The organism is Streptomyces cupreus, from assembly GCF_014257025.1.
GTDB lineage: Bacteria > Actinomycetota > Actinomycetes > Streptomycetales > Streptomycetaceae > Streptomyces > Streptomyces cupreus.
On sequence record NZ_JACMSF010000028.1, the window covers coordinates 53,375 to 79,902 of the forward strand.

A 26,528-nucleotide genomic window follows, 5' to 3' on the forward strand; every position below is an offset into this window, starting at 1 on the left:
AACCCCTGGCTCCGTCCGTCCAGGCGCTGGATCCGCACCCGGCCCGCGATCTCCCCGGCAGACAGGGCGGGCATGTCCACGTCTGTGGAGGGTGACGGGTTCCCACCAGGCGGGCGGGGCGGCGGACCCGACGCACGGTCGCCTCGCTGGGCGCCCGGTAGGGCCGGGCCCCATGCTGCCCCGACTCCGAAATCTCCGACAACACTCAACACAAAGGATCTGTCGGCAAGCTGACGGGCCCTCATGAACGATCGAGGTCAGTACAGTGCCGTGATCCGGCCCGCAGTGGTGAGTGCGGTCGAGATCACATGTCTCCAGTGGCGGGGTGGAGGGCTATCGCCCGGCATCCGCAGAGGGGCAGCCCGTGAGCTGGGCCGCCCCCCTTCGGTATTAGACGTTGCCTCCGATGTTGAGCCAGGCCACGACGGAGCCGCCGGTGTAGATACCGACGTAATCGGCTCGGCCGTCACCGCTGATGTCACGGAAGGTCATCTTGCTTCCGGGCATGTCGATCGGCGTGACGTAATTCAGATAGGGAGTGAATCCCCCTGCGCCGGCCCCGCCGTTGTTGATGTAGGCGTGGACCCTGGCATCGCTGCCCACCATGAGGTAGTCGGCTTTGCGGTCGCCGTTGACGTCGGAGAGCCTGAGCTTGTCGAGCGTGCCGTAGGAGACGCCAGGTGCCCAGTTCAGATGTTCTTCCCAGTGGATGCTTCCGGTGACGGTCTGGGTGTTGAAATAGGCGTGGATGGCGGCGGTGTCGGAGACACGCAGGTAGTCGTCGCGGCCGTCACCGTTGACATCGGCGAAGCGGAGGTGATCACGGGTGATGCCACTGACGCCGGGGGCGATGACTCCGAGGTCTGTCCAGTGGTAGGGACCGTCCGCTGCTCCGGGACCGTTGTTGCGCCAGGCGCGTACGGATCCGGCCTCGCCGACCACGAGATAGTCGTCGCGGCCGTCGCCGTTGATGTCTGCGAAGCGGACCGCTTCGGGCCCATGGCCACGGCCCGGGGAAATGATGCCCTGGTCGACCCAGTTGGGCTTGCCCGGCTCGCCTTGCGTGTTCAGTGCCGCCCGCACGGAGCCGTCTGCGGCGATGCGGACGTAGTCCGCGCGGTCGTCGCTGTTGAGTTCGACGAGATCGGTGTGTCCCTCAGGCGTGGTCATGCCCGGGGCGATGACGCCCAGCGAGCGCCAGCCCAGGCCCGCATCGGTGTCCTGCTGTGTGTCCTCGGTCGAGCATTCGGCGCCGGCGGTGGGATCGGCGGGCGGCTCCAGCCAGCCGTCCGCGTTGGCCTCCAAGATTCCGCCGATCCAGGCCAGCGCCATCTTGAGGTAGCCCTTGTCGCTGGGATGCGCGGGCTGGGCCAGGTCCGCTGTGGTCACGGACGTCATCTCGACGAGCCGGACGTGCCAGCCGTGGCTCCGGCGCTGCTCGACGAGCGTGCGGACCTGGGCGTTGTAGGCGTCGATGCGCGGCTGGAGATTTTCCTTCGTGGCAGGTACCAGCGTGGCGACCAGTACGGTGGCGTTGGGAGAGCTGTTGAGGATCTGGTCGATCAGAACGCCCAGGCGGTCGGGTGCCGTCGCCAGGTCGGACACGTACTCATCCCGCATGTCGTTGGTACCTGCGTGCAAGGTGACGACGTTGGGCCTGGACTTCGCAACGGAGCAGGATGCCGCCCGTGCGATCGAACTGATGCGGGCACCGGGATATCCCTCGTGGTCCCTGTCAATGTATGACGGGCCATCATGCTGGGTGCCGACCATGTTCAGGGACGCTGTGGGCGAGATCATCCTGAGGAGACTCTGTAGAGGAAGCCGGTATCCGGCGTTGGTCGAGCTGCCTACGCCGTAAGTGATGGAGTCGCCCAATGGCATGATCCTGAGCGGTGGAAAGACCGGTGCGGCGGGGTCGTCGGGCTTCGGCGGAACGTAGTCTTCATGGACGTCGAAGTCGATCCCCTCCGGCTTGGCACGCTCCAAGTCCGTCACGAAGGTGTCGCCTTCGTCCGAGAGTGCCAGATGGGCCTTGCCGAAGTCGGCGCCGGTCAGTATGTCTCGGATGCCTGGCGGGTAGTTGTCCCAGCTCACCAAGTCCGGATACTGCCATTCACCCTTGTGGTTTTCCGGTACTTCACCGGCGCTCGCAAAACGAAAGGCGTGAGTACTGATGCCGTCCTTGTGATAGACGACCTTCGGGTGCGTACCCTCGAACTGGACATCCTCGGCAGGGCGCGTCGTGTAGCCGCCGTGGGCCGATACAGATACGTATGCGGGCTTGTTCGGGTCCAGGGCTTCGTTCACCCAGACGACGATGTGTTCCCAGTCGTGTGTGTGGCCGAAGAAGTTGGAATCGCTGTCCTGGTCCTTCTCGAAGTACAGGGCGTACTTGTAAGCGCACCAGCCGTTGCTATTGCAGCGGGACCGCGAGTAAGCGTTGGTGTTGTCCAGATCTGCCAGGTCACGGCAGTCGTTCGACAGGCTGCCTTCCAGGAGCAGCCCTTCGTTCAGCGTACCGTCGGGGCCGATGGCCGGAGTCGGGTAACAGCCGTCCGTGTCGTAGTCCAGGGCTGGTTGCCATTTGCCGTCGGCTGCGGCATAGCTGGCGGGTAGGGCCTGCGGGGGTGCCGCCCAGGCTGGCTCCGCAGTAACGGCTACGGTCAGCGAGGCCAGTAACGCGGCGCCAAGAGTGAGTCTCCCCATCCTCGCTACACGGTTGAACATGGTCATGTTACCTTCCACGAATCATGGTCATGTCCTCGCCAAGCTGATGCGGCGCGGCCAGCCGGCAAGGCAGCCCGCTGAACGCGTCGTCGTGGCTACAGTCCGGTCGGCGGTGTCAGCCAGCGCCATACAGAAGGCTGAGGATCCTTGTCGCTCGTCATCATGGCTTCGCCGCCTTGCCTATTTCTTGCCGCAGACGGGGGCCTCTCAGCGATGTGACGTCATGTCAGTGGACCTCAGCAGCAGATGGATTTGGGGTGTTGCCCGCGTGCAGCAGTCGGTCGCTCGCTACGGTCATGTACTCCTGGCGCCGAAGCTTCACGCTCTGCTGTGACCTGCTGGCCGTTGCGGCACAGCCTTCCTGTACTCGTTACATGGCCCGCAACCTGGTGGCCGCCATCGAGGTGGGCCCCGGCATGCCCACTGACTTGCTCGTCGGTAAAGGCTCGGGACGTTGTGCATGGCCGAGCAGTGCCATGGCGTGGCCGTGCTCGCTGATGGCGCCTACAACACCGGCCTGATCGTCCCGCACCGCAAACGGCCCGGACGGCCGCTGCTGAAGGGCGAGGAGGAAGACAACGCCGAGCACCGCAAGGTTCGTGCTCGCGTTGGAGCACGTGATCGGCCGGATGAAGAACTACAAGATCCTCCGTGACTGCCGCCGGCGCGGCGACGGGCTCCACCACGCCGCACAGGCCGTCGCCCACATGCACAACCTCGCCCTCGCCGCATGATCCGACCTACCAACCGCCCAGCTCAGGCTGCCTGTTCAGAGCCTTGCGCAACACGCTTTAGCCCGGGCGACCAAGCTCGGCTGACCGGAATGGGGGGAGGGGCCCCTCCCCCAACCAGCTCGTCCCACGTGGCGCAGGACACGTTCATGACAGGATTGCGCTGGGGAAAGTTCAGGGAAGTCATAGGGGCGCCCATGAATGCCGTGAAGGGATGACCCGTGACGTCCACTGCGCCTCCCCCCATACCCCGAGCCGCAGGATCGTTTCCGTTCATTGGCCACGCTCTGAAAATGCGCGACAACCTCGGCTTCATCGACTCGCTGCGCGAGACACGGGAACCACTCGTCGAGATCGTCCTGCAACCCGGGACGCGCACCGTCGTGGTCCAGGACCCGGCCCTGATCCACCAGATGCTCAAGGCCCTGGCGCCCACCCTCGACAAGGGCCGGCTCTACGACAAGCTGGGCCAACTGCTGGGCAACAGTGTCGTCACCGCCACCGGCCGGACCCACGTACGCAAACGCCGCCAGCTGCAACCGGCGTTCGCCCACAACGAGATCAGCCGGTACGTCGACATCATGCGCGCCGAGGTGACGGCCACGGTCGCCGGCTGGGAGCCCGGGCGGGCCCTCGACGTACGCGAGGCGATGGTCGGGCTCAGCCTCGACATGCTCGCCAAGACGGTGTTCGCCGGCAGCCTCGACGACGCCGTCTTCCGCCGGCTGCGCAGCGACCTGTCGGTGGTGATGAACGACGTCGGTATGCGCATGATGCTGCCCGACTGGGCCGAGCGCCTGCCGCTGCCCTTCAACCGCCGCTTCGACCGGGCCCGGGCCGGCGTACGCGCCACCATCAACACCGCCGTCGACGAACTGCAGGCCTCCGGGCACGACACCGGGGACATGCTCTCCATGCTGCTGCGCGCCGTCGACGAGGAGACCGGCGAGCCGCTGACCGGGGATCAGATCTGCTCCGAGATCCTCACCCTGGCCGTGGCGGGCACCGAGACCACCGCGTCGGTGCTGTCCTGGACCCTGTACGAACTCGCCCGCCACCCCGGCATCGAGGCCCGGGTCCTGGCCGAGCTGGACGAGGTCCTCGGCGAACGGCCGGTCGCCCTCGACGACGTGACCCGGCTGCCGTACCTGAACCGGGTGATCACCGAGACCCTGCGGCTGCACCACCCCGGCTGGCTGGTCACCCGCCGCACCATCGAGGAGACCCGGCTCGGCGAGTGGACGCTGCCCCCCGGCACCGAACTGGCCTACTGCCAGCACGCCCTGCACCGCGACCCCGAGCGCTTCCCCGACCCGGACACCTTCGACCCGGACCGGTGGAACGACCCCGCTCAGGAGCCTCCGCCGGGCGCGTTCCTGCCCTTCGGGGACGGCAAGCACAAGTGCATGGGGGACCGTCTCGCCCTCACCGAGATGGTCACGGCGCTCGCGACGATGCTGCGTTCGGTACGGCTGGAACTCGCCGAGGGCCAGGTCATCCGCCAGGTCGCCCGGCTCACCGTACGGCCGCGCACCCTGCGGATGACCGTCCGCCCCCGGAACCGTCCCGAGCCGGGGTCGGCCTAACGCGTGTCTCTTCGACGGGTTGGTCAGTTGATCGGATGTGTCTGTCCGATTAGTGATCACTGATGCGATGTGGGACCGGATCGAGCCGCTGATGCCGGCGGATCCGGTCCGCGGGCGGCGACAGGCCGACCACCGCCGCACTCTTGAGGCCATCGCGTGGAAGTACCGCACCAACTCGCGCTGGCGGGACCTCTCCGACGAGCTCGGCTCATTCCAGACCGCTCACAAGCGGCTGATCGGATGGGCCGTCGACGGCACCTGGGCAATGATCCTCGCCGCCATCCTGGCGGCGGCGGATGCCGAAAACGACATCGACTGGACGGTTTCGGTGGACCCCACGGTCGTACGGGCCCACCAGCACGCCGCCGGAGCACTCAAAAGGGGGCGGCCCACTCCGGCGAGCCCGCCGATCACGCGCTCGGACGCTCCCGCGGCGAGCTGAGCACCACGGTCCACCTGGCCGACCGGCATGGTGCAGCGGGAACACCGTGCCCATGCGGCTGGCCGGGAGGCAGGGTCATTGCGTCGTCCAGGAGAACACCACAGGCACGGTGCCGGTGACCACGTGAGTGGTGCTGTGGGACAAAACGTTGGTGATGCAGCCCGCCTTGCCAGGCTAGGACGAATGTCCTAGTGTGCCGACTGCCGCCTAGGACAGTCGCCCTAGACGCGGTCGTCGGGTGTGAGGTGTTGTCGTGGGTACTCGCGAGCAGATCGTCGATGCAGCGAACCGCCTGTTCTATCAGCAGGGCTTCGAGCCGACGTCGTTCGCGGCGATCGCGGAGGCAGTGGGGATCTCCCGGGGCAACTTCTACTACCACTTCAAGACCAAGGACGAGATCCTCCAAGCGGTGATCGAGGCCCGATTGGCGAGCACTCGGAAGATGCTCGTTGAATGGGCAGACGGCTCGGCAGACCCGCTTGATCGCGTGCGGCGGTTCGTTGAGATCGTCATCACCAACCGGGGCGACATCGAGAGCTACGGCTGCCCGGTCGGGACGCTGACGAACGAGCTTGCCAAGCTCGACCATCCCTCCCGTGCGCACGCCGTGGGCGTCTTCGAGCTGTTCCGTACCTGGCTGCGCGAGCAGTTCGAGGACCTCGGGTTCGATGCAGAAGCCGATGACCTCGCGATGCACGTCCTGGCGTTCAGCCAAGGGATTGCCGCGCTGTCGAACGCGTTCCACGACAGCGACTTCGTGTACCGCGAGGTCGCCCGGATCAACACGTGGCTGACTGAGCGACTGGCCTCTCACACATCCGCCGACGGCGCGCGCTGAGCCACTGCCGTTCCTTCTTGTTCCTTATCTTCGTCCGCACCCCTTATCTGTGAGGAGACTTTCGTGTACGTCGCCCTGCTTCGTTTCTCTGCCAACAAGGCTGCAGCCGCCGAGCACATGGCGGAGCACCAGAACTGGATCCGTAAGGGCGTGGACGACGGCGTCTTCCTGCTCGTCGGGAGCATCCAGCCGGGGCAGGGCGGCGCGGTGCTCGCCACGGGGATCACACTGGAGGACCTGCAGGCGCGCCTCGCCCAGGACCCGTTCGTGGTCCACGACGTCGTGGCGGCCGAGGTCATCGAGATCGCCCCAAACCTGACGGACCCGCGCCTAGAGTTCCTGAAGGGCTGAAGACGCGTGGAGATGTTCATTGCCCCCGATGGCGGGCTGCGCTGCGGCTGGGCGGGGTCGGCGCCTGAGTTCCTTGACTATCACGACACGGAGTGGGGCTTTCCAGTCATCGACGACCGTCGGCTGTTCGAGAAGATCAGCCTGGAAGGCTTCCAGTCCGGACTCAGCTGGCGCACCATCCTTGCCAAGCGCGAGAACTTCCGGACCGCTTTCGCCGGGTTCGACTTCCACGCGATGGCCGGCTTTGCTGACGATGACGTACAGCGCCTGCTCAGCGACGCCGGCATCGTCCGGCACCGGGGCAAGATCGAAGCCGTCATCAACAATGCCCGCCGGGCCGTGGAACTCGAACGAGAGGCTGGCTCCCTGGCGGCGTACTTCTGGCGCTTCGAGCCAGCCCCGAGCGAGGTTGATCTGCCCCAGACCGTATCGACGTCACCGGCATCGGTCGCGCTGTCGAAGGACTTGAACAAGCGCGGCTGGAAGTTTGTCGGACCGACCACCGCGTTTGCGTTCATGCAGGCCATGGGGCTGATCAATGACCACGCTTCCGACTGCTCGACGCGCGCACTGGTCAGGGCGGCTCGCACCGCCTTCACGCCGCCTCGCTAGCGCATCAGATGATGCACCCCAACGCACCCTTGTCGGTGGATGGTCCCATGAGCGCCGGCCGAGTGCGCACCGCCGGTGGACACCGCCACCATGCGCAGAACACCATCCGCAGACCCGACACGACTTTCGCGCGCAGCCGATCGTGGAGCTCCTTGACCATCTGACTCACCGGTTCGGGAACGCCGCAGATCACGGGGTGCACGGAGAGTGGCCTAGCGGGACTCCGCGGCCGCGTTGGCGTTCAAATGTGACAACAGGGCCTCCTGGTAAACGAGTTGGGTGGCACCCTCGAACTACCAAAAGGGCCCTGTTCTCATGCCCGCGGCCAGCAGCGATCACTCGATCGAGACTCCCGTTCGAAGAACGCCCTTCAAGGTCGTAAAGACAACAGCTATTTACAGTCCCCGCTGGGGCGGGGCACCGGTGTCTGCGTGTGCTGCATTTCGGTCGCCTGCCAGCTGGCGAGCAGGCGCAGTCGGTCTTCGGTGGGCGAGCCGGCGGGCGCGGTGTAGAGGACCAGGCACTGGTCGAGGTCTCCGGGCAGGAGCAGCGTTTCGTAGGCGAGTTCCAGGTCGCCCACCACGGGGTGGCAGATGTGTTTGGTGCCGTATGTCTTGTCCTGGACGGGGTGGGCGGCCCACAGGGTGCGGAAGGTGTCGCTGTGCATGGACAGTTCGCCGATCAGGGCAGCCAGCCGTCTGTCGTGCGGGTGCCGGCCGACATCGAGGTGCAGGAAGGCCACGGCCTCCTCGGCGACCGTGTGCCAGTCGGCGTAGAAGTGCTCCACGCCGGGGTGTAGGAAGGTGTGCCGGGCGGCGTTGCGGTGCTCCGCCGGCATGTCGCCGAACCCGTACAGGGCGTCGGCCAGCGCGTTGTAGGCCAGGACGTCGGTGCGGCGTCCCAGGACGCAGGCGGGCACGGCGTCCATCATCTCCAGCAGGCGCAGCAGGCCCGGCCGTACCCGCTCGCGTCCGCCCGCGGCACCGGCGCCGCGGCGGGCTGCGGCCGGGCCGGATGGGCGGGCCAGGTGCCGCAGGTGTTCCCGCTCCGTGGCGTCCAGGCGCAGGACGTCGGCGATCGCGTCCAGGATCGCGTCGGAGACGTTGCGGGCGCGGCACCGTTCCAGGCGCGTGTAGTAGTCGATGCTCACGCCGGCGAGCTGGGCCAGCTCTTCACGGCGCAGCCCGGGCACGCGGCGGCGGCCCAGGTCGGGAAGTCCCACGTCGGCGGGCTGGATGCGCGCCCGCCGTGACTTGAGGAACTCGCCGATGCCGCCGCTCATGTCGCTGTCACCGCTGCTCATGGTTCGAGTATGAAGGGCCGGTTCCCGGCTTTCCTGGCCCTGGCAGGGCCCGGCTCACATCCTTGTCTCCTTCTCTGCCACGTGCCGCCCGCAGCGCGCCCGGTGTGCGCTCCCGGTGTGCGCTCCCGCAGGTCCGTGCGGGAGCGCCATGACCGCCAGGCCGTCAGGCCTTGGGGGCAGGCGGGGCCGCAAACTGCGGGGTGCCCGACACCTCCCGGCTGCGCAGGGCAGCCGCCATCGGGCCGTAGGGGTAGTCGATGTACGGCTCGGTGACCTTGTCCAGCTGCGCGGTCTCCTCCGCGGACAGGACCAGGCCGTCGGCCGCCAGGTTCGCGCGCAGCTGCACGATCGTGCGCGCCCCAATCAGCACCGACGACACTCCGGCGCGGGCGGCCACCCAGGCCAGCGCGGCCTGCGCCGCCGTGACGCCCCGTTCCTGGGCGACGCGCTCCAGCATGCCGGCCACCTCCCAGGTGCGCTGCTGCTGGGTCTTCACGCCGAACAGCGGGCCGAACACGGGGTGGGCGAGACGACTACCGGCGGGCGCCGGCGCGTCCGGGCGGTACCTGCCGGTCAGGACGCCGCCGGCGAGCGGAGAGAAGACGAGCAGGCCGACCCCGGCCGACTCGGCTGCGGGCACCAGCTCCCACTCCACCTCGCGCACCAGCAGGTTGTACTGCAGCTGGAAGGCGACCGGGCGGGCCAGGTTGTGGGCTTCGGCCAGGTTTGCGGTCTTCTGCAGCTGCCAACCGGTGAAGTTCGACAGGCCCGAGTAGCGGATCTTCCCGGCGCGCACCGCGTCGTCGAGGAAGGCCAGCGTTTCCTCAATGGGAGTGAGCGGGTCCCAGCCGTGCAGCTGGTAAAGGTCGACGGCGTCCACACCCAGGCGGGTCAGGGAGGAATCCAGGGCACGCTGAAGATGACGGCGAGAACTGCCCTGACCGTTGGCGTCGCCGCTGGTAGGGAAACGCCCCTTCGTGGCGATGACCATCGGTTCGGTCACGTGTGCAGGGCGCTCGGCCAGCCACCGGCCCACGATCGTCTCCGCGGCACCGTTCATGTAGACGTCGGCCGTGTCGATCAGGGTGCCGCCGGCCTCGGCGAACGCATCGAGCTGCGCGAAGGCCTCCTCCTGGGAGGTGCTGTCGCCGAAGGTCATCGTGCCAGCGCGAAGGCCGACACCGCGATGCCGGAACGGCCCAGAAGACGGTACTCCATGTCATAACTCCCCGGTGAGGCATCCACATCTGCGCGATGCCGGGTGATGAGATGCCTTGACTCTGCACCCCGGGTCCGGGCGTGCCCACGGCCCTGGCTGTCCCAGGGTCTGCCAGGGCCAGGCTGGTCCGGCGGACCAGTGGCCCTGGCAGCCCCAGGGAACCGCGGGGCTCTGCCCCGCCGGCGGGCCAGCCTGGCGTTGACCCTGCACCCCCGCCCCATCGGATGAGGAGCTGCCGTCATGTACCTGGTCGTCGAAGTATGGAAGGCCAAGCAGGCCTGGTTGGTACTGCCCCGCAAAGAGCGCCACGCGTTCCTGAACGACATGGGAGATCAGCTGGCCGGCCTGAAGGAGGCGGGAATCGAGCTGATCGGCAACGGTGATGTGGATCTCGATTTTTCCCAGTGCGTGTTGTAGATCGTCCGGCGGGGTGGTTTTGCCGATGAGTTCACCGTCCTCGAACGGTCTATCCAGCGACACGACCGTTCTCGACAGGAGTGCCATGTCCACCATTCAGCCAGTGATCTTGACTGCCGACCAGGACGTTCTGCTCGGCTTCTATACGAAATTGTTCGGCGCTGAGGAGATCTTCCGGGTACCTGCGGAAGGCCCGGCCTTCTACCTCGGCTTGCGCATCGGCGACACCGACCTCGGGCTGGTGGCCAAGGCGGACACGGGGACTGGGTCGGCGCCGCGGATCCTGCTCAGCATCGGTGTTGACGACGTCGACGAGACGCTCGGCCGGGTGGAGGCGCTGGGCGGCTCGGTCCGCAGCGGCCCCAATGACATGCCGTGGGGACAACGCGTCGCCCACATCCAGGACCCCGACGGCAACCCGGTGAACCTCACTCAGCCGATCCCGGCCCGGTGACGCTGCTCCGGGGGCTTGTGCTGATCGTGGGCTGCCTGCGGTAGGCGCTGGTCAGGGGGCTGCCTGCGGCAGAGATCAGTTGTCGGTAGTGGCCTCGATGTTCGTCAGGACGAGCAGCGCGCGAAACAGGTGGGTGGCGCGGGCGGGGTCAGTTCCGACCTTGGTGAGCATCCGCCAGTTCTTCAGGCGGACAAAGCCGCGTGCGACGGGGACGCGTGCGGCGGCCAGGACCCGATTGGCCTCCTTCCCGGCGGATGCGAGCCTGCGGGCTCGGGAGACCCTTGAACCGGGTGACAAACCCGGGATCGTCCCCGTCGTCGTCAAGGCCGAGGAAGTCCGGGTCGGTCGGGGCGCCGAGCCCGGCAGCGCGCAGGTGGGCCAGGATGCGGTCGCGGCGGGTGGCGGAGATGTCGTTGCCGTCGGCCATGTCGGTCAGGCGCTGATCATGCCGCAGCACGGCCAAGACGATCACCGCGATCCTCCCGGGCGACAGCGCCCGCCACCTCGACCGTATCGCCTTCAGATGGCGTCGCAGCAGGTCGGAGAGGTAGTGCAGGATGTGCGTGGACAGCAGCAGGCGGCACTGGCAGACCAGGGACACGGTGTCCCAGGCATGCTCTTTGGGTCTCGTCACACCAGCGCAGGCCACAGCCGAACTCCTCGTCAACACCGCGCCTGCGCGCCGCATCGTTGCTCGTCACGGGGCGATCGCTGGGCCGCAGGACTCCGAGTGGAGCTGCGTTGTCAGTACCGCGTCGTAGCCTCCCTGATATGGCCCGTTCTGTGGAGCGGAAGAGGCAAATGGGGGTAAGGATGCGCAGGCCTGTCGATGGCGAAGTACACGTTCACTACGGCCAGATCTACGTCGAGAGCGATCCCGACGGCTTCGGCATGGAGCTCGGAAACTCGTTCGCCGGGCAGCAGGCCGGGCTGTGCGGAGCAGCGGTCCCCGGTGCCCTGTTCCTGCTGACCGGGCTGCACACGGGCAACGTCGGCTTCACCGTCGAGGTCCACGACCAGGCGCCGCCGGTGGATCCGGCATGGGAGGACGTCGTGGAGGCGTCTTTCCGCCCCGTCTCGGACAGCAGCTCACTCGTGCAGTGGGCCGGCGAGGACTCCTGGGAGCTCGGCCTCGAAGAGATCGATTACCGCGTGCGGTACTGCGCCAAGGGTATGGACGCGGCGAATGAGTTCGACACCCGGCTCGACGAAGAGCCCCAACAGGACCGCTATCTCCTGCAGTTCTGGCCCGCGGCGTCGGCGCCGGACCATATCGTGAAGCAGACTTCCGAGATCGCCGCCTACTGGCACGACTACGCCCGCCGGCAGCCGCCCCCTCCCTCCCCCGTCGAACGCGCCGAAGCCGAGCGCCAGGCCCGTCTGGCGCGGGAACAGCAAGAGATCGAGCGTCAACGCGACTACGACCGATGGGAGTGGGGCGGGCAACTGCCGAGCGAGGCCCTGCGCAACGTCGGTGGCAATGTGCGCGGGCTCGTCCCCTTCGATCCCGCTCTTGTCCACGCCCTCGACGCCGCCGGCCCCGACGCCCAGCGCGCGGTTGCCGTGCTGGCAGCGCGCCACGCATGCGAAGCGGCCGGTCTCGCCGACCTCGACTGGATCGCCGCAGCACTCGCCGCGTTGTCCGAAGGACGTCCGCTGCCTCCGCCCTTCGACGACTGGGACCGTATGTGGCACGCCTTGGCATCCGACCCACGCGTCCCCGACAAAACCGTGGGCCGGGCCGTCCCGCCCAAGCGGCCTCCGTTCCAGCCATCCGCCTGCGACGGTTCCCACACGAGCATGCCCAAAGCCGTGGGCCGTGGCGTAGCCATAGTGGAGTCACCAGCACCACAGCCCTCCGCCGGGGCCACCTCGCCCCGGCTCGCGGTCACCAACGGCACGCCACTGGAGTCCCTCGCCATATCCCAGCCGCACATGGCCCTCCCCGCACTGCCGGCCGCCGCCGAAAGCAACCCCCTCCAGGCGGCCCTCGACGCAGTGTTCGCAGCACTGGTCACCTACGGCGAGAACTACCCCGCCCTCCTCCCCCACATATGGGCGGCCTGCCGAACACACCCCTGACGCCAGCAGGACCACCCAACACCCACCACTCCTCAAGAAGAAGCCCGCCAGGCATACTTGCTGCGCAGCGCCCCATCCACTGTCACAGCAGGAGGGCATCTGAAGCGTCCTCACGCTCCCGGGCGCGCTCCGCGACCTGCTCCTCCAACTGCTCCAGGGGGGCGGTCGTTCGGTCGGCAGAGCCGGTCACCCGGTGTGGGTGTCGGTGAGGCGACTGCGGCCCCCTGACGGGGGCCGCAGCGCGCTGGTCTACTCGCTCACGTAGTCGTGGCCGTCGTGCAGACCGCCACCGCTGCCGGAGTCCCCGTCCGTCGGGGAGGAGTCCACCGGCTTGGTGAGTGGTTCGAGGTCGTACGCGTAGTGGCCGACGGCATCGGCGATGACGTCGATGTTGATGTCGAAGGCACGCATGTTGATGTTGTCGATGTCGTCACCGGGAGCGTGGTAGTTCACGTCGTACGCCACACCCGCCTGACCGCCGAACTTGACGGCCTGCGCCTCGGTCTTGATGCCCTCCGCACCGGTGAAGGTGCCGCCGGAGGGGATGCCGACCTCGATGAACGGGCCGTAGTCGGAACGGCCGGTGAAGTCGGTTCCCTCGTGCGGAAGGCCCTGGGAGTCGAGGAAGTCGTTGATGCCCTTCTCCAGCTGGGCCGAGCCCTCGGGGCCGGGGCCGGCGCCGATGCCGTCCGAGTCATCGCCGTCGTAGACGAAGTAGGCGGCGTTCGGCGAGGCGATCATGTCGAAGTTCAGGTAGAGCTTGATCTGCTTCTTCTGCTCTTCGGTCAGCGAGGCGACGTAGGCCTCCGAGCCCAGCAGTCCGAACTCCTCGGCCGACCACCAGGCGAACTTCACCTTGTTCTTGACGTTGCCCTGGGACTTGGCGAGCTTCTGCGCGACCTGGAGGATGCCGGCTGAGCCAGAGCCGTTGTCGTTGATGCCCGGGCCGTCGGTGACCGAGTCCAGGTGCGCTCCGAGGAAGACGGTGTTGGCCGCGTCGCCGCCGCGGGTCTCCGCAACGACGTTGAAGGTCGTGCGGTTCTCGCGCAGTTCGCGGATGTCGAGGGTGACCTTCACCGGACCCTTGGCCGCCTCGGCCGCCAGCGCCTCGCCGTCCGCCTGGGTGATGCCGCCGGTGGGGATCTTGCCGAGGGTCGCGTCGCCGATGGTGCCGTTGAGCGTGCCCCCGGTGTTGTTGTAGATCACGGCTCCGACCGCGCCCGCCGCGTGGGCGTTGGCCTGCTTGACGGCGAAGGTGCAGCCGCCGCGCTTGATCAGGGCGATCTTGCCGGTGAAGACGCCGGCGGCGAAGTCGGTGGGCTGGCAGCCGTGGGTGTTGTCGGCGTCCACGGGAGCGACGGCCACGTCCGCGGTCACTCCGCCCTCGGGGCTGCTGGCGGTGTACGTCATCAGCTGGATCGGGACGTCGCGGGGCGTGGGCGAGACCACGGTGAGGGACTCGGCGATCTCGTCGGTGTAGACGAAGTCGAACTCGTGACGGGAGACCTCGTAACCTGCGGCCTTGAGCACCGCCTCTACGTAGGCGGCCGAGAGCTCATGGCCCTTGGAACCGGCCACCCGGGTATCGCCGTTGTGGTCGGCTATCGCCTGAAAGGCCTTCAGGTGGCGAAAGGAGCCCTGGGCTGTGGACTCCTTGACGAGTTTCCTCGCCAGTGCGTCACCCCGATGGGCCCAGCTCAGGTTGTCGGCACCCGCGGTGGCGGGCCCGGCGACAAGCAGGGGGGAGACGAGTGCGGCGGCGGCCAGGGTGGCGGTCACCGCCGCTCTATGACGTGCGGACATAACGGTCCTCTCACGGCAGGTCAACAGACAGATCGACAGTTCGGGAGAACACGGTCGAGGCACGTTAACCCTCTGACTGCCCACTGCCAAGGAGACGTTCAACTTCGGTGCCAACTGGAGCATGCGCGGATGCGGAGCACGAGACGGGGCCGCCGCTCGGACCCGCGACAGCACAGCCAGTCGCTCGTCTTCTTCAACCCGGCCGGGGCGCGGGCCACAACCCGCACCCCCGAGCGAACGACGCTGCCCCGCAGTCCCCCACGTCCGCTCACGCTCAGTCAGATGGTGCAGGCTGTAACGCCTTGGCGATGCCTCTGCCAACAATCGTGTGGCAGATGGCCGCCCGCGTTCCGGCATGTCGCCCCATCATGACGGGGCGGCCACGGCGAGCTTGTCCATCCAGTGGGTGAGGGCAGCCCGCACTGCGACCGTCTCCGGCGCCCGGGCGCCGCTGCGTATGCCCCGCTGGTTTGCCAGGTCCTTGAGCTTGCGGACAGCGGCCGCGAAGTCACCTGCTTCGCCAGTCCATTGAGCCTGTTCCTGGCGAAGCCGAAGAGAGTCAGGATGGTCTCTGCCGCGCAACTCCTCATGGTCAAGGTACAGATTGGTCAAGGCAGTCGCGGCCGCGAGCGGGTCTCCTGCCTCTCCTGTGCATCGTGCGTGCAGATAGCGCGTGCGCAAGGTGATCATGTGGGCCGGCCCCAAACCGCGCTGGCAGTCATCGATCAGAGCGGCAAAGGCGGTCATGGCCGCCGTCACAGTGGTGGCCTTGCCGAGCCATCGGATGTAGAGCTGGCGTGCTTCGAAGGCAGACGGATGACGGGTGCCGAGAAGGGTCTGGCAGTCGTCGACGAGACGCTCCAGAATGTCGACGGCCTCTTCGGGATCGCCGTCGTGGCCGGTCCAGCGGCCGTACTGGCAGCGTGCGTCGAAAGTCAGCGGGTGGACGGGGCCCAGAACGCGGATACAGTCGGCGGCGAGTCGGCCAAAGCCGGCCGCGGCGGCATGAACCGCCGGCTGAGAACGTCTGTCCTCTGTCTCCCACCGAGCTCCTTGGTACCGCGCTTGGAGAGTGGACAGGGCATCCGCACCCAGGCTGCGCTCACAGTCGCCGGCCAGCGAGGCGAACGCTGCTGTCGCGGCCTGATGCTCCCCTGACTTGCCCAACCAACGCGCAGCCTGGGCACGTATCTTCACCGTGGCGGGATGGGTGGCGCCCAGAGCCGTGATGCATGTGTCAGCGAGGGCGGTCAGCGAAGTGGCGGCAAGGGCCGCATTGCCCGCCTTTCCCAGCCAGCGGCCGTTCTGATGTTTTGTCTCGATCGTCACGACGTCCAGAGGGCCCAGGTGGCGCACGCAGTCGTCCACGACGCCAGGCAGCTCCCTCGCAGCCGCGTGCGGATCGCCGGACTCACCCAAGAGGACTGCGTATTCACGGCGCGCGATGAGGGTGTCGGGGTGGTCATTTCCCATACGACGAGCCAGGATGCGAGCTGCGGCGTCGTACTGCATGGCGCCTTCATAGGGATCCAGACCCATGTCGCGGGCCTTCCGGATCCCGGTAAGAATCGGGTTGTCCTGCGGGGTTGCTGAGTTGCCCTGTCCGTCGTAGTCCTGAGCCAGCCGGTGGAGGGCTTGTTGGGCCGCATCGTCCTCAGGCCAGCCGAACCGCAGCGCAACAACAACTGCCCTCCGTACGCGTGGGCTTGGGTCTTGGGCGCGTCGCAGAACGGCGTCGCGTGCCACCGTGTCGCCCGCCCAGCCGTCGGACAGCATGTCCACAGCCTGGGACCGGAAGTCGGCCGCGCGCTCGGCTGCATTCGGCCGGTGGACCGTGTCGAGGGCGGCCATGAGGGCCATGTGTCCAAAGCCTCCGCAACGGCCGCCTCGTGTGTTTCCGACATGAGGATCACCGAGTCGCGGGCCGTCATCTGGCCCTGCCAGCGGGTGGCCATCTCCCGTTCGACGTAACGGAAGAATTGGTCGCCAGGGTCGAGCCGGAGCACGGCCGAACGCGCTCGGGGATCATGCGCCCAGCAGGCAAGAAGGGCTGCGCGAGCCACTACCACGGCGGTGAAGTCGTAGTCCTCGTCGCTGTCGGCGAAGCGCAGCAGACCGTTGTGGGTCTCGTCGTCATGCGGCCAGTTGGCCAGCAGCGCCTTCACGGCTCGTTCCCGGATACCGAAGCGCTTGCCAGGGCCGAGCAGCAGCTGGATCAGGGCGTCCCGGGCGGCAGGAGCCCCGGTCCATTCCGCGGCCAGGCCGTCGGCGGCACAGGAGCGAACCTCGCTGTTCTGGTCGCGGGCAAGGCTCAGCAGAACGTCAAGGGCCCCTTCGTCACGCCATCCCGCGGCAACGACGCTGCGTGCGGCTGCCGCTCTGACGTGGGCGTCATCGTCCCCGGAGAGGGCCACGAGCGCTTCACAAGCCGTGTCGTCATCCCACCAGCAGGCGGCGAGACTTTCAGTGGCGGCCAACCGGACACTCACCTCGGGGTCGTGTGCCATGTGCAGGAGCAGGTCACGAGTGTCCGGATGATCGGGCCATCGCTTCGCCAGAGAGTTGAGAGCGGTGCGGCGGCTGTCGGCATCGGTCAGTCGGGTGGCGGCCACGAGCACGAGGCGTTCGTCATCTGGTGCGAACGGCCCCGAACTGCTCAGTGCCTCTTGCAGGGTCCGGGCACTGTCCTCCTCCTGGGCATTGATGGCCCGGGCTTTCTCCAGCGCTGCTTTGATGTCGTCCAGCGTTGGCCGCGCGAGGAGTTCCTGAGCCAGCAGCGGGGCAGGGCCGGCTCCCGGGAGCACAGAGTTGTCTGCCGGGAAGTCTGCGAGCTCGGAGTGCAGTGACAGCCGGTGCGCCTCGGTGCAGGCCTGTTCCCAGCGCTCCTCAAGCACGCGGATACGGGCTACAGCGCGGTCGGCTTCCGCCTGGGCGGACCTCTTGTAGTCGAGGGCCTGCTCCGTCTCGCTCTGGATCTGCGTGAGGCGGGGCGAGTTGTCGCCGCCGTGCAGGAGGCTTGCCCGCAGCGCGTAGTGGTGGGAGATCACATCGCGCAGGACGCTGATGATGTCCCAGAGGGTGTTCACGAAGCACCGGGTGTCGCGAAGCGCGTACCGCAGGCGCGTCTCCAGATGCTGGGCACGTTCCAGGTCCAGCCTCAACTGGAGTTCCGCGACAGTGGCTTCTCTCGGAATGCCGCCTGGACCCGGGCCACGCGACGTCGGCCGGCGGGACGGCAGTTCCGACAGGGCGTCGAGCAAGGAGACGGCTTCCTCCCATGCCTTCTTGTGCTCCGCGTGGGAAAGGCCGGATTTCCGGCTGGTGAGGACCAGGAACTGGCGGGTAAAAGGGCGCGGCGGATGCGGACCCGCCTGAGCTTTGAAGATCCGGTCGATGTGCGACTTGGAGAAGTTCATCTCACTGATCGGGTGGGCGGGCGGGATGTTTGTCCGTGCGGCTTGCTCCTCTTCCTTCCGGGCTGCTTGGCGGAAAAGGTGTTCGAGCTCGCGTGCCCCCAGTCCGGCCTGAGCTGCTTGCCGCTTCAGGAAGCGTAGCGCTCCAGCGGAGTCGGTCCGTCGCCTCCGCCCCGCTGAACGACTGCCATTTCACCCCGTTCCTGTTTGCCTCTGCCCCAGGGTGGGTCACTGCGGCTCAGCGCGGCAAAAGCAGTACCACGACGGCAAGTTCCCAACTGCCAGTACCGATGCGGCTGTCGCGTCCCAGCGTGTCCCTCCTGGTCCCAGCCTGTCCCGAGCGAGATCGGGGACAGTACGTGGGCGCCTCATCGTCTCCTCAATTCACCTGGCCAGCAATGTGGTTGGGAACTCTCGAACGGAGACATCGCGTGAACGTCTGCCCTCATACGTCCCTGTCCAGGCCCGGGACCTCAGCTCACACCGGGCTCCCCGAGATGGCGGAATCCCTGCTGATGGCCGCACTGCCCGAGTTCCTGGGCGCGTTTGCCGCAGCAGCCGCCATTGCCGCCTTCGCAGGGGCATGGCGGGTGGCGCGAAAGCGCCGCTCCCTCCGCCTCTCTCCCAGGTCCGCAGGCCGATAGGAGCTCCACCTCGCAGTGCCCGGTCTCCCCCGTCACCCATGTGGGAGACCGGGCCTTTGTGCGTCGCGTGCGCGGTGCGGTCGCGTAGGCGCACGGCAGCGTTCCGCGTCCAGGGAGACGTCGACTGCCGAGTTGGCCAGGAGCAGGTTCCCGTGGCGGTCCAACGCGTGTGCCGGGTACGGCTCGTGTCCGCGCAGGGCCTGCTCGACGGCTGCCGGGCGGGGTCAGGAGTCGAGGGCGTGGGCAAGGTCGCCGATGAGGTCGTCGGCGCTGCCGCACATGGGCTCGCTCGTCAGGGTCGAGGCCGTGGCGGTAGGCGCGGATGGCCGGAGGGGAGGACCGCACGGCGCACCGTCGGCAGGTTCGCCTCGGAAGCCGAAGGGGTGAACACAGCCCTGGATTCAGGAGCGGGAGGGAGCCAAGTCATGCTGGGTCGCCGACGTCTACGGGCATCTCGGCCAGGCGCCACTCGAGCATGCCGTCGTTGAGGCGGATCGCACGGCGTCCGCGGTCGGTCAGCAGGCGGACGGCGTCGTAGGCGAGAACGCAGTACTCGCCGCGGCAGTACACGACGATCTCGGTGTCCTCGGGCAGTTCGTCGATACGGGCGGCCAGTTCCTCGACCGGGACGGAGACAGCGCCGGGGATGTGACCGGCCAGGTACTCCTCCGCCGGCCGCACATCCAGCACCACCACGTCACCCGCCGCAATGCGGGCACGCAGCTCCTCGCGGGTCACCTCCGTCGCGCCGTCCTCGCCGAGGTAGGCGTCGCGGGCGGCGGGGACGGTGGCCTGGTGGTGCTCGGCGACCTTGCGCAGCAGCGCGAACAGCTGGGCGACGTCGTCCCCGGCGAGCCGGTAGTGGATGCGCACACCCTCGCGGCGGGTGGCGACGAACCCGGCCTGCTTGAGGGTCTGCAGGTGGGCCGACGCGGTCGTCAGGTTCAGCCCGGCCGCCTTCGCGAGGGCGTCCACGGTCCGCTCGCCCTGGGCGAGCAGATCGAGCAGCTCCAGCCTCTTTCCGCTGGCCAGCGCCTTGCCGCTGGCCGCGAACGCATCGTAGAGCCGCGCCTTGGAGCGCGGGGTGGTGCTCTCCGCCATGACATCCTCCATAAATCCATGGAATATTGTAGATGATAGTGGGCGTGGGATCACACACCGCTGAACCACACCTCGTACCGGGTCATGGAGGACCGCCGTGAGCTTCGCAGACGACCATCTGATTGCGCTGGTCGACGAAGGACTGGGCAACAGCGCCTACCTCGTCGACCTGGGCGACGGCCGCTCCCTGGCCGTCGACGCCGGCCGTGACCTGCGCACCCTGCACGCCGCAGCCGACCGGCGCGGCCTGCACGTCGTGTACGCGGCCGACACCCACCTGCACGCCGACTTCCTCTCCGGCGCCACCCAGCTCGCCCACGACCACCACGCCACCGTGCTCGCCTCTGCCGCCGGGCAGCGCATGTTCGAGCACCTGGGCTTGGCGGACGGCGACGAGGTCGACCTCGGCGGACTGACGCTCCGGGTCCTGGCCACTCCCGGCCACACCGACGAGCACCTGTCCTTCCTGCTCCTCGACGGCGGCCGCGAGCTGGGTGTATTCACCGGCGGGTCCCTGATCGTGAACTCCGCCGCCCGCACCGACCTCCTCGGCCAAGAGCGGACCGAGGAACTCGCCCGCGCCCAGTACCACTCCCTCAAGCGGCTCACCGAGCTGCCGGACGCGACCGCGGTGTGGCCCACACACGGGGCGGGCTCGTTCTGCTCGGCGCCGCCCGGCACCGAGCGCACCACCACCATCGGCGACCAGAAGCAGGCCAACCCGCTGCTCGCCGCGCCCGACGAGGACACCTTCGTCCGGCAGCTGACAGCGAGCCTGGGCACCTACCCCGCCTACTTCGACCGGCTGAGCGAGGTCAACCGGCGCGGTCCCGCCGTACTCGCCACCGCCCCGCGGCTGCCCGCCCTCACCCCGTCACAGGTCAGCGCACTGCTCGCCGACAGCGGCCATGTGGTCGACATCCGCCCGGCCGCCGACTACGCCGCCGGCCACATACCCGGCGCGCTCTCCATTGCGCTGCGCGCCCAGTTCGCCACCTGGCTGGGCTGGCTGCTGCCCGACAACACGCGCATCGCCTTCGTCACCGGCGAGGACCAAGACCTGGACGAGATCGTCTGGCAGGCGTACAAGATCGGCTACGAGCGGCTGGCCGGACGCCTCGCCGGCGGCATGACCACCTGGCAGGAAGCCGGACTCCCCACCACGACCACCCCCTTCCTCACCCCCGACCAGACCCCCGCCGCCCCATACCTCGACGTCCGTCAGGAAGCCGAGTACGCCGCCGGGCACGTCGCCGGCGCCCTCCACTTCGAGCTCGGCACCCTCGCCGACCACGCCTCCGAGGCACCCGCGGGGGCGGTCGTCGCCTGTGGGCACGGCGAGCGCGCCATGACCGCCGCGAGCATCCTCGAACGCGCCGGCCACACCGACCTGACCGTACTCAAAGGCAGTCCCGGCGAATACGCCGCCGCCCACGGTCAGCGCCTCACCGAGAGCGGCACCCGGTGAGCACCACCACCAAGGCCGCGGCCCGACCCGTTCAGCTCGGACTGCGCGAGAACTGGCTCCAGTTCACCCTGCTCGTCGTCGTCAACGTCTGCGTCGGCGGCCTCGTCGGCCTGGAACGCACCACCGTCCCGCTCATCGGCACCGACACCTTCGGCCTGACCAGCGACCTGGCCGTCTTCTCCTTCATCATCGCCTTCGGCCTCACCAAGGCCCTGACCAACCTCGCGGCCGGCGCGCTCACGGCCCGCTTCAGCCGCAAGCAACTCCTCGTCACCGGCTGGCTGATCGGCATCCCCGTACCGTTCGCACTCGCCTGGGCGCCGTCCTGGGGCTGGATCGTCGCCGCGAACGTACTGCTCGGCCTGAACCAGGGCCTGACCTGGTCGATGACCGTCAACATGAAGATCGACCTCGTCGGTCCCGCCCGCCGGGGACTTGCCACCGGCCTCAACGAGGCCGCCGGCTACACCGCCGTCGGCGTCACCGCACTGCTCACCGGCTACCTCGCCACCGCCTACGGCCTGCGCCCGGTCCCCGAGCTCATCGGCGTCGTCTTCGTCGCTGCAGGACTCGCACTCGCCCTGGTCGTACGCGACACCGCAGCCCACGTCGCCCTCGAACTAGCCCACCGCACCACACCACTGCCCACCGACGAGAGCACCGGACCGGCCGCTACGTTCGCCCGCACCTCCTGGCACAACCGGTCGCTACGCGGAGCCAGCCAAGCCGGACTGGTCAACAACCTCAACGACGGCCTCACTTGGGGCGTCTTCCCCCTTCTCTTCACCGACCACGGCCTGGGCCTTGCCGCCGTCGGCCTGATCAAGGGCCTCTACCCCATCCTGTGGGGCATCGGACAGATCCCCACCGGTCACCTCGCCGACCGCATCGGCCGCAAACCCCTCATCGTCACCGGCATGCTCGTCCAAGCCGCCGGCTTCGTCATCGCCCTCGTCCTCCTCGACCGGCCCCTGCTCGCCGGCATCCTGTCCGCCGTCGCCCTCGGCATCGGCACCGCCATGGTCTACCCGGCGCTGATCGCCTCGGTCTCCGACCACGCCCACCCCGCCTGGCGGGCCAACGCCCTGGGCACCTACCGCTTCTGGCGCGACATCGGCTACGCGGCGGGCGCACTCGTCGCCGGCATCCTCGCCGACGCACTCGGCCTCAATGCCACCGTCATCGCCGCCGCCGTCCTGACCGCGGCGTCCGGCCTCCTCGCCGCGCGATGGATCGAGGAAGCCCCCTCGCGGTGACCGGGCGGCCCATGGCATCCCCTCCACCCGGGCCGGGCCTGCGCGTCAGCGCGGCAGAGTCTGTAGGTGCTCAAGGTGGTCTCACGGTGTGCGGAGCGCTTGCGCCGCGCGGAAGGCCTGGGCGGCTACGCCGGGGATGCTTGCGGTGATGACCGAGCCGCCGCCCATGAGGTCGCCGACCACGTGCAGGCGCGGGTCGGCCGGTAGCACCCCGCCGGACGGATGCAGGGTGGCCAGACCGGTGCCGACCAGCGAACCGACCAGCTGCCGGGCCGCGTCCGGTACCGCATGCGGCGCCGGGTTCACCGCGTTGATGACGCCGTCCGCACCGTTTTCGCCGTGGTCGGCGCCGTGGACCCGGAATCGCCCGTTCACGCGCTCGATCGCGCGGATGCCGGGGACGATGACGAGTTGCCGTGAATCGAGGAGCCTCATGAGGGTCGTCGCGTTCACCGGGACCATGGGCGAGGCCACGCTGGTGGCCGTGCGGAGGTGGCGCCGCAGGCGCGCACGATCGGATTCGGGCAACAGTCGCCACGCGTACGGGCCGACCGTGTGCACCGCCTCCTGAAGCATGCGGCGGCCGATCCGCGAGTCGTCGATGGCCTCGATCTGGCAACGGAGCCGGCGGACCGGATCACCGTGCGCGGTGGCCAGCAGTTCTGCCGCGAACGTGTCGAAGTCCTCCCCCACGTCCGCCAGTTCGGCGCGCAGCAACCCGATGAGGTCGTCGAGCCCGACGTTGCCCGCCCGGGCCCGGTGAAGCTCCGTCACCCGCTCGGCGCTCAAGTGCCGCGGACGACGGTCGATCGGGCGTTGCCAGACATACGGCAGCACTCCACTGCGCGACAGGAGGGTGATCCGCCCCGTGTGTCCGCGCGCGGCGAGGGACACGACGACGTCCACAGCCGTAAGGCCGCTGCCGATGACCGCCACTTCGTCGCCGTCGTCGACATGGTCGAGGGTGTCGGCCAACGGATAGGGGTCGGACGTGAAACCGGCCCTGCCGTCCGAACTCCCGGTCCCGGCGAGGCCGTACAGATCTGGTGGCGTCCCTGTGCCCACGCACAGCACCACATGAGTGGCGTCGTACTCCCCCGTGTCCTCCGTGCGCAGCACCAGACGGACACCGGAGCGCATGACCTCGGTGACGCGGTCTGCGACGACGCGTACGAGCCGGCCCGCCTCGCCCAAGGCAGCCAGAGCCTTCTCAGCGGTGTGCGCCAGATAGTCCCCGTAGAGCGCACGCGGTACGAGCGGCTGCCCCAGGAGCTCGTCGCGATGCGCGTTACCTCGTTCACCCAGCCAGGCCGCGTAGTGGCCGAAGTCGCCGTGCCGGATCGACATGATGGCGGGCGGCGCGTTCACCCGTACCGCATCCAGATCCGGACCGTACGGACGCCCGCGCCACAGATGCGCAGACGGCTCGAAGACCGTGATCGTGCCGGTCTCGCCCTCCTCCACAGCGGCCAGCGCGTCCAGCAAGCCGACCGCTGCCGCGCCCCCACCGACGATCGCGATGTCCATGCTCTCCCTCTCGGCTGGTCGTGTGCTTTGACCTTCGCCGTCCGTGGCGGAGATCCCCATCCCCCATGTGCGGGCAATCGACCTGGCCCGCCCCCCTCAGCTGAGGGGTTGGTGCCGAGCAGGAGGCCGGGCAGGATAGCCGCGGAGGGGGGATGCGTATGACCAGTCGGGTGGTGTCGGCCGCCGAACGGGCCGCCGACGCCTTCGAGTTGTTCAGCCGGGCCTCGGCCCGGCTGCGGAGGCTGGTGCCGTTCGATTCGGCCGTGTGGACGGCAGCCGATCCCGAGACCGGACTGATCACGGCGCCCATGCTGGTGGAGAACCTCGGTTCCGGTGAGGGGTGTGCGGCCTACTGGGAGAGCGAACTCCTGGAGGAGAACGTCGTCCCGTTCCGCGAGCTGGCCCGGGCGCCTGTGCCGGTGGCCGGCCTGCGCGCGGCCACCGGCGATCTGCCCGCCCGCAGCTCCCGTTTCCGGCGCGTCATGCACGGCCAGGGCGTGCACGACGAGTTGCGTGCCGTGCTGCGGATCGGCGACCGGCCGTGGGGCCTGGTGAGCCTGTTCCGCACCACCGACGCGTTCAGCCCGAACGACATCGCGCTCCTCGCCGACCTGTCCCGCCCGCTCGCCGAGAGGCTGCGCAGGTTCGCCCGGCCTCCCCAGTCCGAACCCCGCACCGGCCAGCCCGCACCCGGCCTGATCCTCTTCGATGAATCCGGCGGGGCCATGTCGATCAACGACGAGGCGCGCCGGCACCTCGCCCTGCTGCCGGAGGGACCGTCCTTTCCCACACCCCTGGGGCTGAGGCTGCCCATCTGGGTGATCGGCACGGCGCTGCAAGCGCGGGCTGTCGCCGACGGCCGCGACCACGGGGACGCCCGGGTGCGTATCCAAACCACCGAGGGGCGCTGGCTCACCTGCCACGCCTCCCACCTCACTCGCCCGGGCGGCCTGCCGGGCCCGGTGGCTCTCGTCATCGAACCCGCAGCCCCCGCCGACCTCGCGGTCCTGGTCGCCGAGGCCTACGGACTGACCTCGCGGGAACTTCAGATCACCCAACTCGTCGCGCGCGGCAAGACCACCGCCGAGATCGCCACGACGTTGTCCATCTCCCCACACACCGTCCGCGACCACCTCAAGACCATCTTCGTCAAGACCGGAGTATCCAGTCGAGGCGAGCTGATCGCCCGGCTGTTCACCGAGCACTACTGGCCCGCCCTTCCGGAACCCACCCCGATCCAGCGCCCTGGCCACCCACCTGCCCAAGCACGGGTGTCCATCCGACGCTGAGCAGCACGCACCACTGGCCACCTGGACCGGTCCTGCGCGGCCCCTGGCTCAGGCCGACGAACGCAGCCGGTCCAGTTCGCCGCCGATGGCCTCCCGCAGCGCATCGTGCTGGGGACCGAGTCTGAACCGCTCGTCGCTCCACCAGTCATGCGGATACAGCCACACCGGCTTGCCCACCAGCTCGACCGGCTCCCACTCGAACCTCGGCCAGACATGGGCATGCAGGAACGGGTCCGTGTTGCCGAGGATCTCCAGGTTGACCCGACGGAAATCAGGGTCCAGCCGTCGGCATGCCCGCTCAACCGCCTCTCCGAGCCGGTCCATGTCGGACAGAAACGACAGCCGCTCGGCCCGAGGCAGGTCGGACAGCCGTTGCACACCCGGCTCCTCCGCGAGGAGAACTGAATACCCAGGCAGGAACTGGACATCGCCGATCACCGCGAAGCCGGATTCGAGCCGCCGCAGCACGGTCGGGTTCTCGCCCCGCAGGGCCGCGCCGATCCGGTCCGCCCGCCAACTGCCGGTCATGGCCCGAGCTCACCTTCAGATGTCCGCATCGTCATGGCCGAGGCAGTCGCCACATGTCGGTTTGTGCTCGTGCCTGCTCGGGCGGGGTCTCGCGCACCAGGTAGTACAGATTCTCGAAATACTCCTGCCACCGGTTCGGATCCGGCAGGTTGTTCCTCGCCCGCTTGGCACGCTCCGCCTGCACCAACGGCTCCACGCGCTCCCACACCGAGATCACCGATCCTCCCAGGTAGCCGGAGACGGGTTCGATGTCCACCACGCCGTGAGCGACCAGCGCACCCAAGTTGTCGTAGAACCAGGCCAGTTCACGCACCAGGTCCCGCTCGGACCCGGGCAGTCCGTCCAGCCCCGCGGACAGGTCGCGGGAGGGCAACCGCGCGTACACCACGTGCCGGGCCATGGCCAGTTGAACGCTGCGATGCTCCCGGAACAGGTCCACCAGGACCGGCACCGCATTCGCATGCGCCGTCAGCCGTAGCTGCCGCAAGGACGCGGCACCGGACACACCCAGCGCCACCACCGACACCACCACCGCCGCAATCTCCACTTCGACCCCCCTCCCAGGTCGCTCCCCAAGCGGCGACAGCGCCAACCCCCTCAGGAGCCTGCGTTGACGCGGGCGACCAGGTCGGCGATGCGGGCCCACATCTGCGTTGGGTTGGAGTACATCGGAAGGTGGGCGCAGTGCTCGATCTCGGCGATTTCGACGCCGCCCTCGGCCAGGGCGGGGGTGC

General features: G+C 68.4%; 21 protein-coding genes and 3 pseudogenes. 12 read left to right on the forward strand and 12 right to left on the reverse strand.

Features of this window, described 5'->3' with window-relative positions; all coding sequences use genetic code 11:
- Nucleotides 1–390 precede the first annotated feature (390 nt).
- Nucleotides 391–1,884, reverse strand: coding sequence for an FG-GAP-like repeat-containing protein (locus H4N64_RS45450; protein WP_260859950.1), 1,494 nt, complete (start codon nt 1,882–1,884; stop codon nt 391–393).
- A gap of 69 nt (nt 1,885–1,953) precedes the next feature.
- Nucleotides 1,954–2,736 (reverse strand): annotated as a pseudogene (locus H4N64_RS45455) (NPP1 family protein); the annotation flags it as partial.
- Between the two features lie 484 nt (nt 2,737–3,220).
- Between H4N64_RS45455 and H4N64_RS24460 the strand changes: the two are divergent.
- From H4N64_RS24460 to H4N64_RS24485, 6 genes and pseudogenes are all read left to right on the forward strand, one after another.
- Nucleotides 3,221–3,464 (forward strand): annotated as a pseudogene (locus tag H4N64_RS24460) (transposase family protein); the annotation flags it as partial.
- Between the two features lie 218 nt (nt 3,465–3,682).
- Nucleotides 3,683–5,047 carry a cytochrome P450 gene (locus H4N64_RS24465; RefSeq protein WP_186284562.1) on the forward strand — a complete coding sequence of 455 codons (1,365 nt, stop codon included), beginning with the start codon at nt 3,683–3,685 and terminating at the stop codon, nt 5,045–5,047.
- 37 nt (nt 5,048–5,084) lie between these two features.
- Nucleotides 5,085–5,521: pseudogene (locus H4N64_RS24470) on the forward strand (IS5 family transposase); the annotation flags it as partial.
- A gap of 221 nt (nt 5,522–5,742) precedes the next feature.
- Nucleotides 5,743–6,327: a TetR family transcriptional regulator gene (locus tag H4N64_RS24475; protein WP_186284563.1), complete on the forward strand. Its 585-nt coding sequence runs from the start codon at nt 5,743–5,745 to the stop codon at nt 6,325–6,327.
- Between the two features lie 63 nt (nt 6,328–6,390).
- Nucleotides 6,391–6,678, forward strand: a complete 288-nt coding sequence (locus H4N64_RS24480) for a YciI family protein (RefSeq protein ID WP_186284564.1) — start codon at nt 6,391–6,393, stop codon at nt 6,676–6,678.
- Nucleotides 6,679–6,690: 12 nt separating this feature from the next.
- Entirely contained in the window at nt 6,691–7,290 is a 600-nt protein-coding gene (locus tag H4N64_RS24485) for a DNA-3-methyladenine glycosylase I (RefSeq protein WP_186284600.1), read from the forward strand.
- Nucleotides 7,291–7,681: 391 nt separating this feature from the next.
- Here H4N64_RS24485 and H4N64_RS24490 read toward each other — a convergent pair whose 3' ends face one another.
- Nucleotides 7,682–8,593 carry a helix-turn-helix transcriptional regulator gene (locus H4N64_RS24490; RefSeq protein ID WP_260859938.1) on the reverse strand — a complete coding sequence of 304 codons (912 nt, stop codon included), beginning with the start codon at nt 8,591–8,593 and terminating at the stop codon, nt 7,682–7,684.
- A 163-nt stretch (nt 8,594–8,756) separates the two neighbouring features.
- Nucleotides 8,757–9,752, reverse strand: a complete 996-nt coding sequence (locus H4N64_RS24495) for an aldo/keto reductase (protein ID WP_222109357.1) — start codon at nt 9,750–9,752, stop codon at nt 8,757–8,759.
- Between the two features lie 300 nt (nt 9,753–10,052).
- Between H4N64_RS24495 and H4N64_RS24500 the strand changes: the two genes are divergently transcribed.
- Together H4N64_RS24500 and H4N64_RS24505 are read left to right on the forward strand one after the other, a co-directional pair.
- Nucleotides 10,053–10,229, forward strand: a complete 177-nt coding sequence (locus tag H4N64_RS24500; RefSeq protein ID WP_186284565.1) for a DUF6616 family protein — start codon at nt 10,053–10,055, stop codon at nt 10,227–10,229.
- An 85-nt stretch (nt 10,230–10,314) separates the two neighbouring features.
- On the forward strand, nt 10,315–10,683 hold the full coding sequence (locus H4N64_RS24505) for a VOC family protein (RefSeq protein ID WP_186284566.1): 369 nt from the start codon (nt 10,315–10,317) through the stop codon (nt 10,681–10,683).
- 148 nt (nt 10,684–10,831) lie between these two features.
- On the opposite strand, the gene H4N64_RS46425 is transcribed toward H4N64_RS24505, so the two are convergent.
- Nucleotides 10,832–11,317 (reverse strand): hypothetical protein, encoded by a 486-nt coding sequence (locus tag H4N64_RS46425; RefSeq protein WP_336246795.1) that lies wholly within the window; start codon nt 11,315–11,317, stop codon nt 10,832–10,834.
- Nucleotides 11,318–11,496: 179 nt separating this feature from the next.
- Here H4N64_RS46425 and H4N64_RS24515 point away from each other — a divergent pair, with 179 nt between their 5' ends.
- Nucleotides 11,497–12,765, forward strand: coding sequence for a hypothetical protein (locus tag H4N64_RS24515; protein WP_260859940.1), 1,269 nt, complete (start codon nt 11,497–11,499; stop codon nt 12,763–12,765).
- A 249-nt stretch (nt 12,766–13,014) separates the two neighbouring features.
- On the opposite strand, the gene H4N64_RS24520 is transcribed toward H4N64_RS24515, so the two are convergent.
- The 4 genes from H4N64_RS24520 to H4N64_RS24540 form a co-directional block, all read right to left on the reverse strand.
- A complete protein-coding gene (locus tag H4N64_RS24520; RefSeq protein ID WP_186284568.1) occupies nt 13,015–14,568 on the reverse strand; it encodes a M28 family metallopeptidase in 1,554 nt (517 codons plus the stop codon).
- Nucleotides 14,569–14,934: 366 nt separating this feature from the next.
- On the reverse strand, nt 14,935–15,936 hold the full coding sequence (locus tag H4N64_RS24525; protein ID WP_186284605.1) for a tetratricopeptide repeat protein: 1,002 nt from the start codon (nt 15,934–15,936) through the stop codon (nt 14,935–14,937).
- Nucleotides 15,894–17,984: a HEAT repeat domain-containing protein gene (locus tag H4N64_RS24530; RefSeq protein WP_186284569.1), complete on the reverse strand. Its 2,091-nt coding sequence runs from the start codon at nt 17,982–17,984 to the stop codon at nt 15,894–15,896. The genes H4N64_RS24525 and H4N64_RS24530 overlap by 43 nt, the downstream gene beginning before the upstream one ends.
- Before the next feature lie 1,064 nt (nt 17,985–19,048).
- Nucleotides 19,049–19,726: an ArsR/SmtB family transcription factor gene (locus tag H4N64_RS24540; protein WP_186284570.1), complete on the reverse strand. Its 678-nt coding sequence runs from the start codon at nt 19,724–19,726 to the stop codon at nt 19,049–19,051.
- A 97-nt stretch (nt 19,727–19,823) separates the two neighbouring features.
- Here H4N64_RS24540 and H4N64_RS24545 point away from each other — a divergent pair, with 97 nt between their 5' ends.
- Together H4N64_RS24545 and H4N64_RS24550 are read left to right on the forward strand one after the other, a co-directional pair.
- Nucleotides 19,824–21,194 carry a rhodanese-like domain-containing protein gene (locus H4N64_RS24545; RefSeq protein WP_186284571.1) on the forward strand — a complete coding sequence of 457 codons (1,371 nt, stop codon included), beginning with the start codon at nt 19,824–19,826 and terminating at the stop codon, nt 21,192–21,194.
- A complete protein-coding gene (locus H4N64_RS24550) occupies nt 21,191–22,450 on the forward strand; it encodes an MFS transporter (RefSeq protein WP_186284572.1) in 1,260 nt (419 codons plus the stop codon). Before H4N64_RS24545 ends, H4N64_RS24550 begins: the two co-directional genes overlap by 4 nt.
- Nucleotides 22,451–22,531: 81 nt before the next feature.
- Here the strand turns inward: H4N64_RS24550 and H4N64_RS24555 are convergent, their stop codons facing one another.
- Nucleotides 22,532–23,977 carry an FAD/NAD(P)-binding protein gene (locus tag H4N64_RS24555; protein WP_186284573.1) on the reverse strand — a complete coding sequence of 482 codons (1,446 nt, stop codon included), beginning with the start codon at nt 23,975–23,977 and terminating at the stop codon, nt 22,532–22,534.
- Between the two features lie 158 nt (nt 23,978–24,135).
- Here H4N64_RS24555 and H4N64_RS24560 point away from each other — a divergent pair, with 158 nt between their 5' ends.
- Nucleotides 24,136–25,266 (forward strand): helix-turn-helix domain-containing protein, encoded by a 1,131-nt coding sequence (locus H4N64_RS24560; RefSeq protein ID WP_260859941.1) that lies wholly within the window; start codon nt 24,136–24,138, stop codon nt 25,264–25,266.
- A 48-nt stretch (nt 25,267–25,314) separates the two neighbouring features.
- Here the strand turns inward: H4N64_RS24560 and H4N64_RS24565 are convergent, their stop codons facing one another.
- Nucleotides 25,315–25,794, reverse strand: coding sequence for an HIT family protein (locus H4N64_RS24565; RefSeq protein WP_186284575.1), 480 nt, complete (start codon nt 25,792–25,794; stop codon nt 25,315–25,317).
- Nucleotides 25,795–25,825: 31 nt separating this feature from the next.
- Complete coding sequence (locus H4N64_RS24570) at nt 25,826–26,341, reverse strand: DUF4760 domain-containing protein (RefSeq protein WP_186284576.1); 516 nt, start codon at nt 26,339–26,341, stop codon at nt 25,826–25,828.
- Between the last annotated feature and the right edge of the window lie 187 nt (nt 26,342–26,528).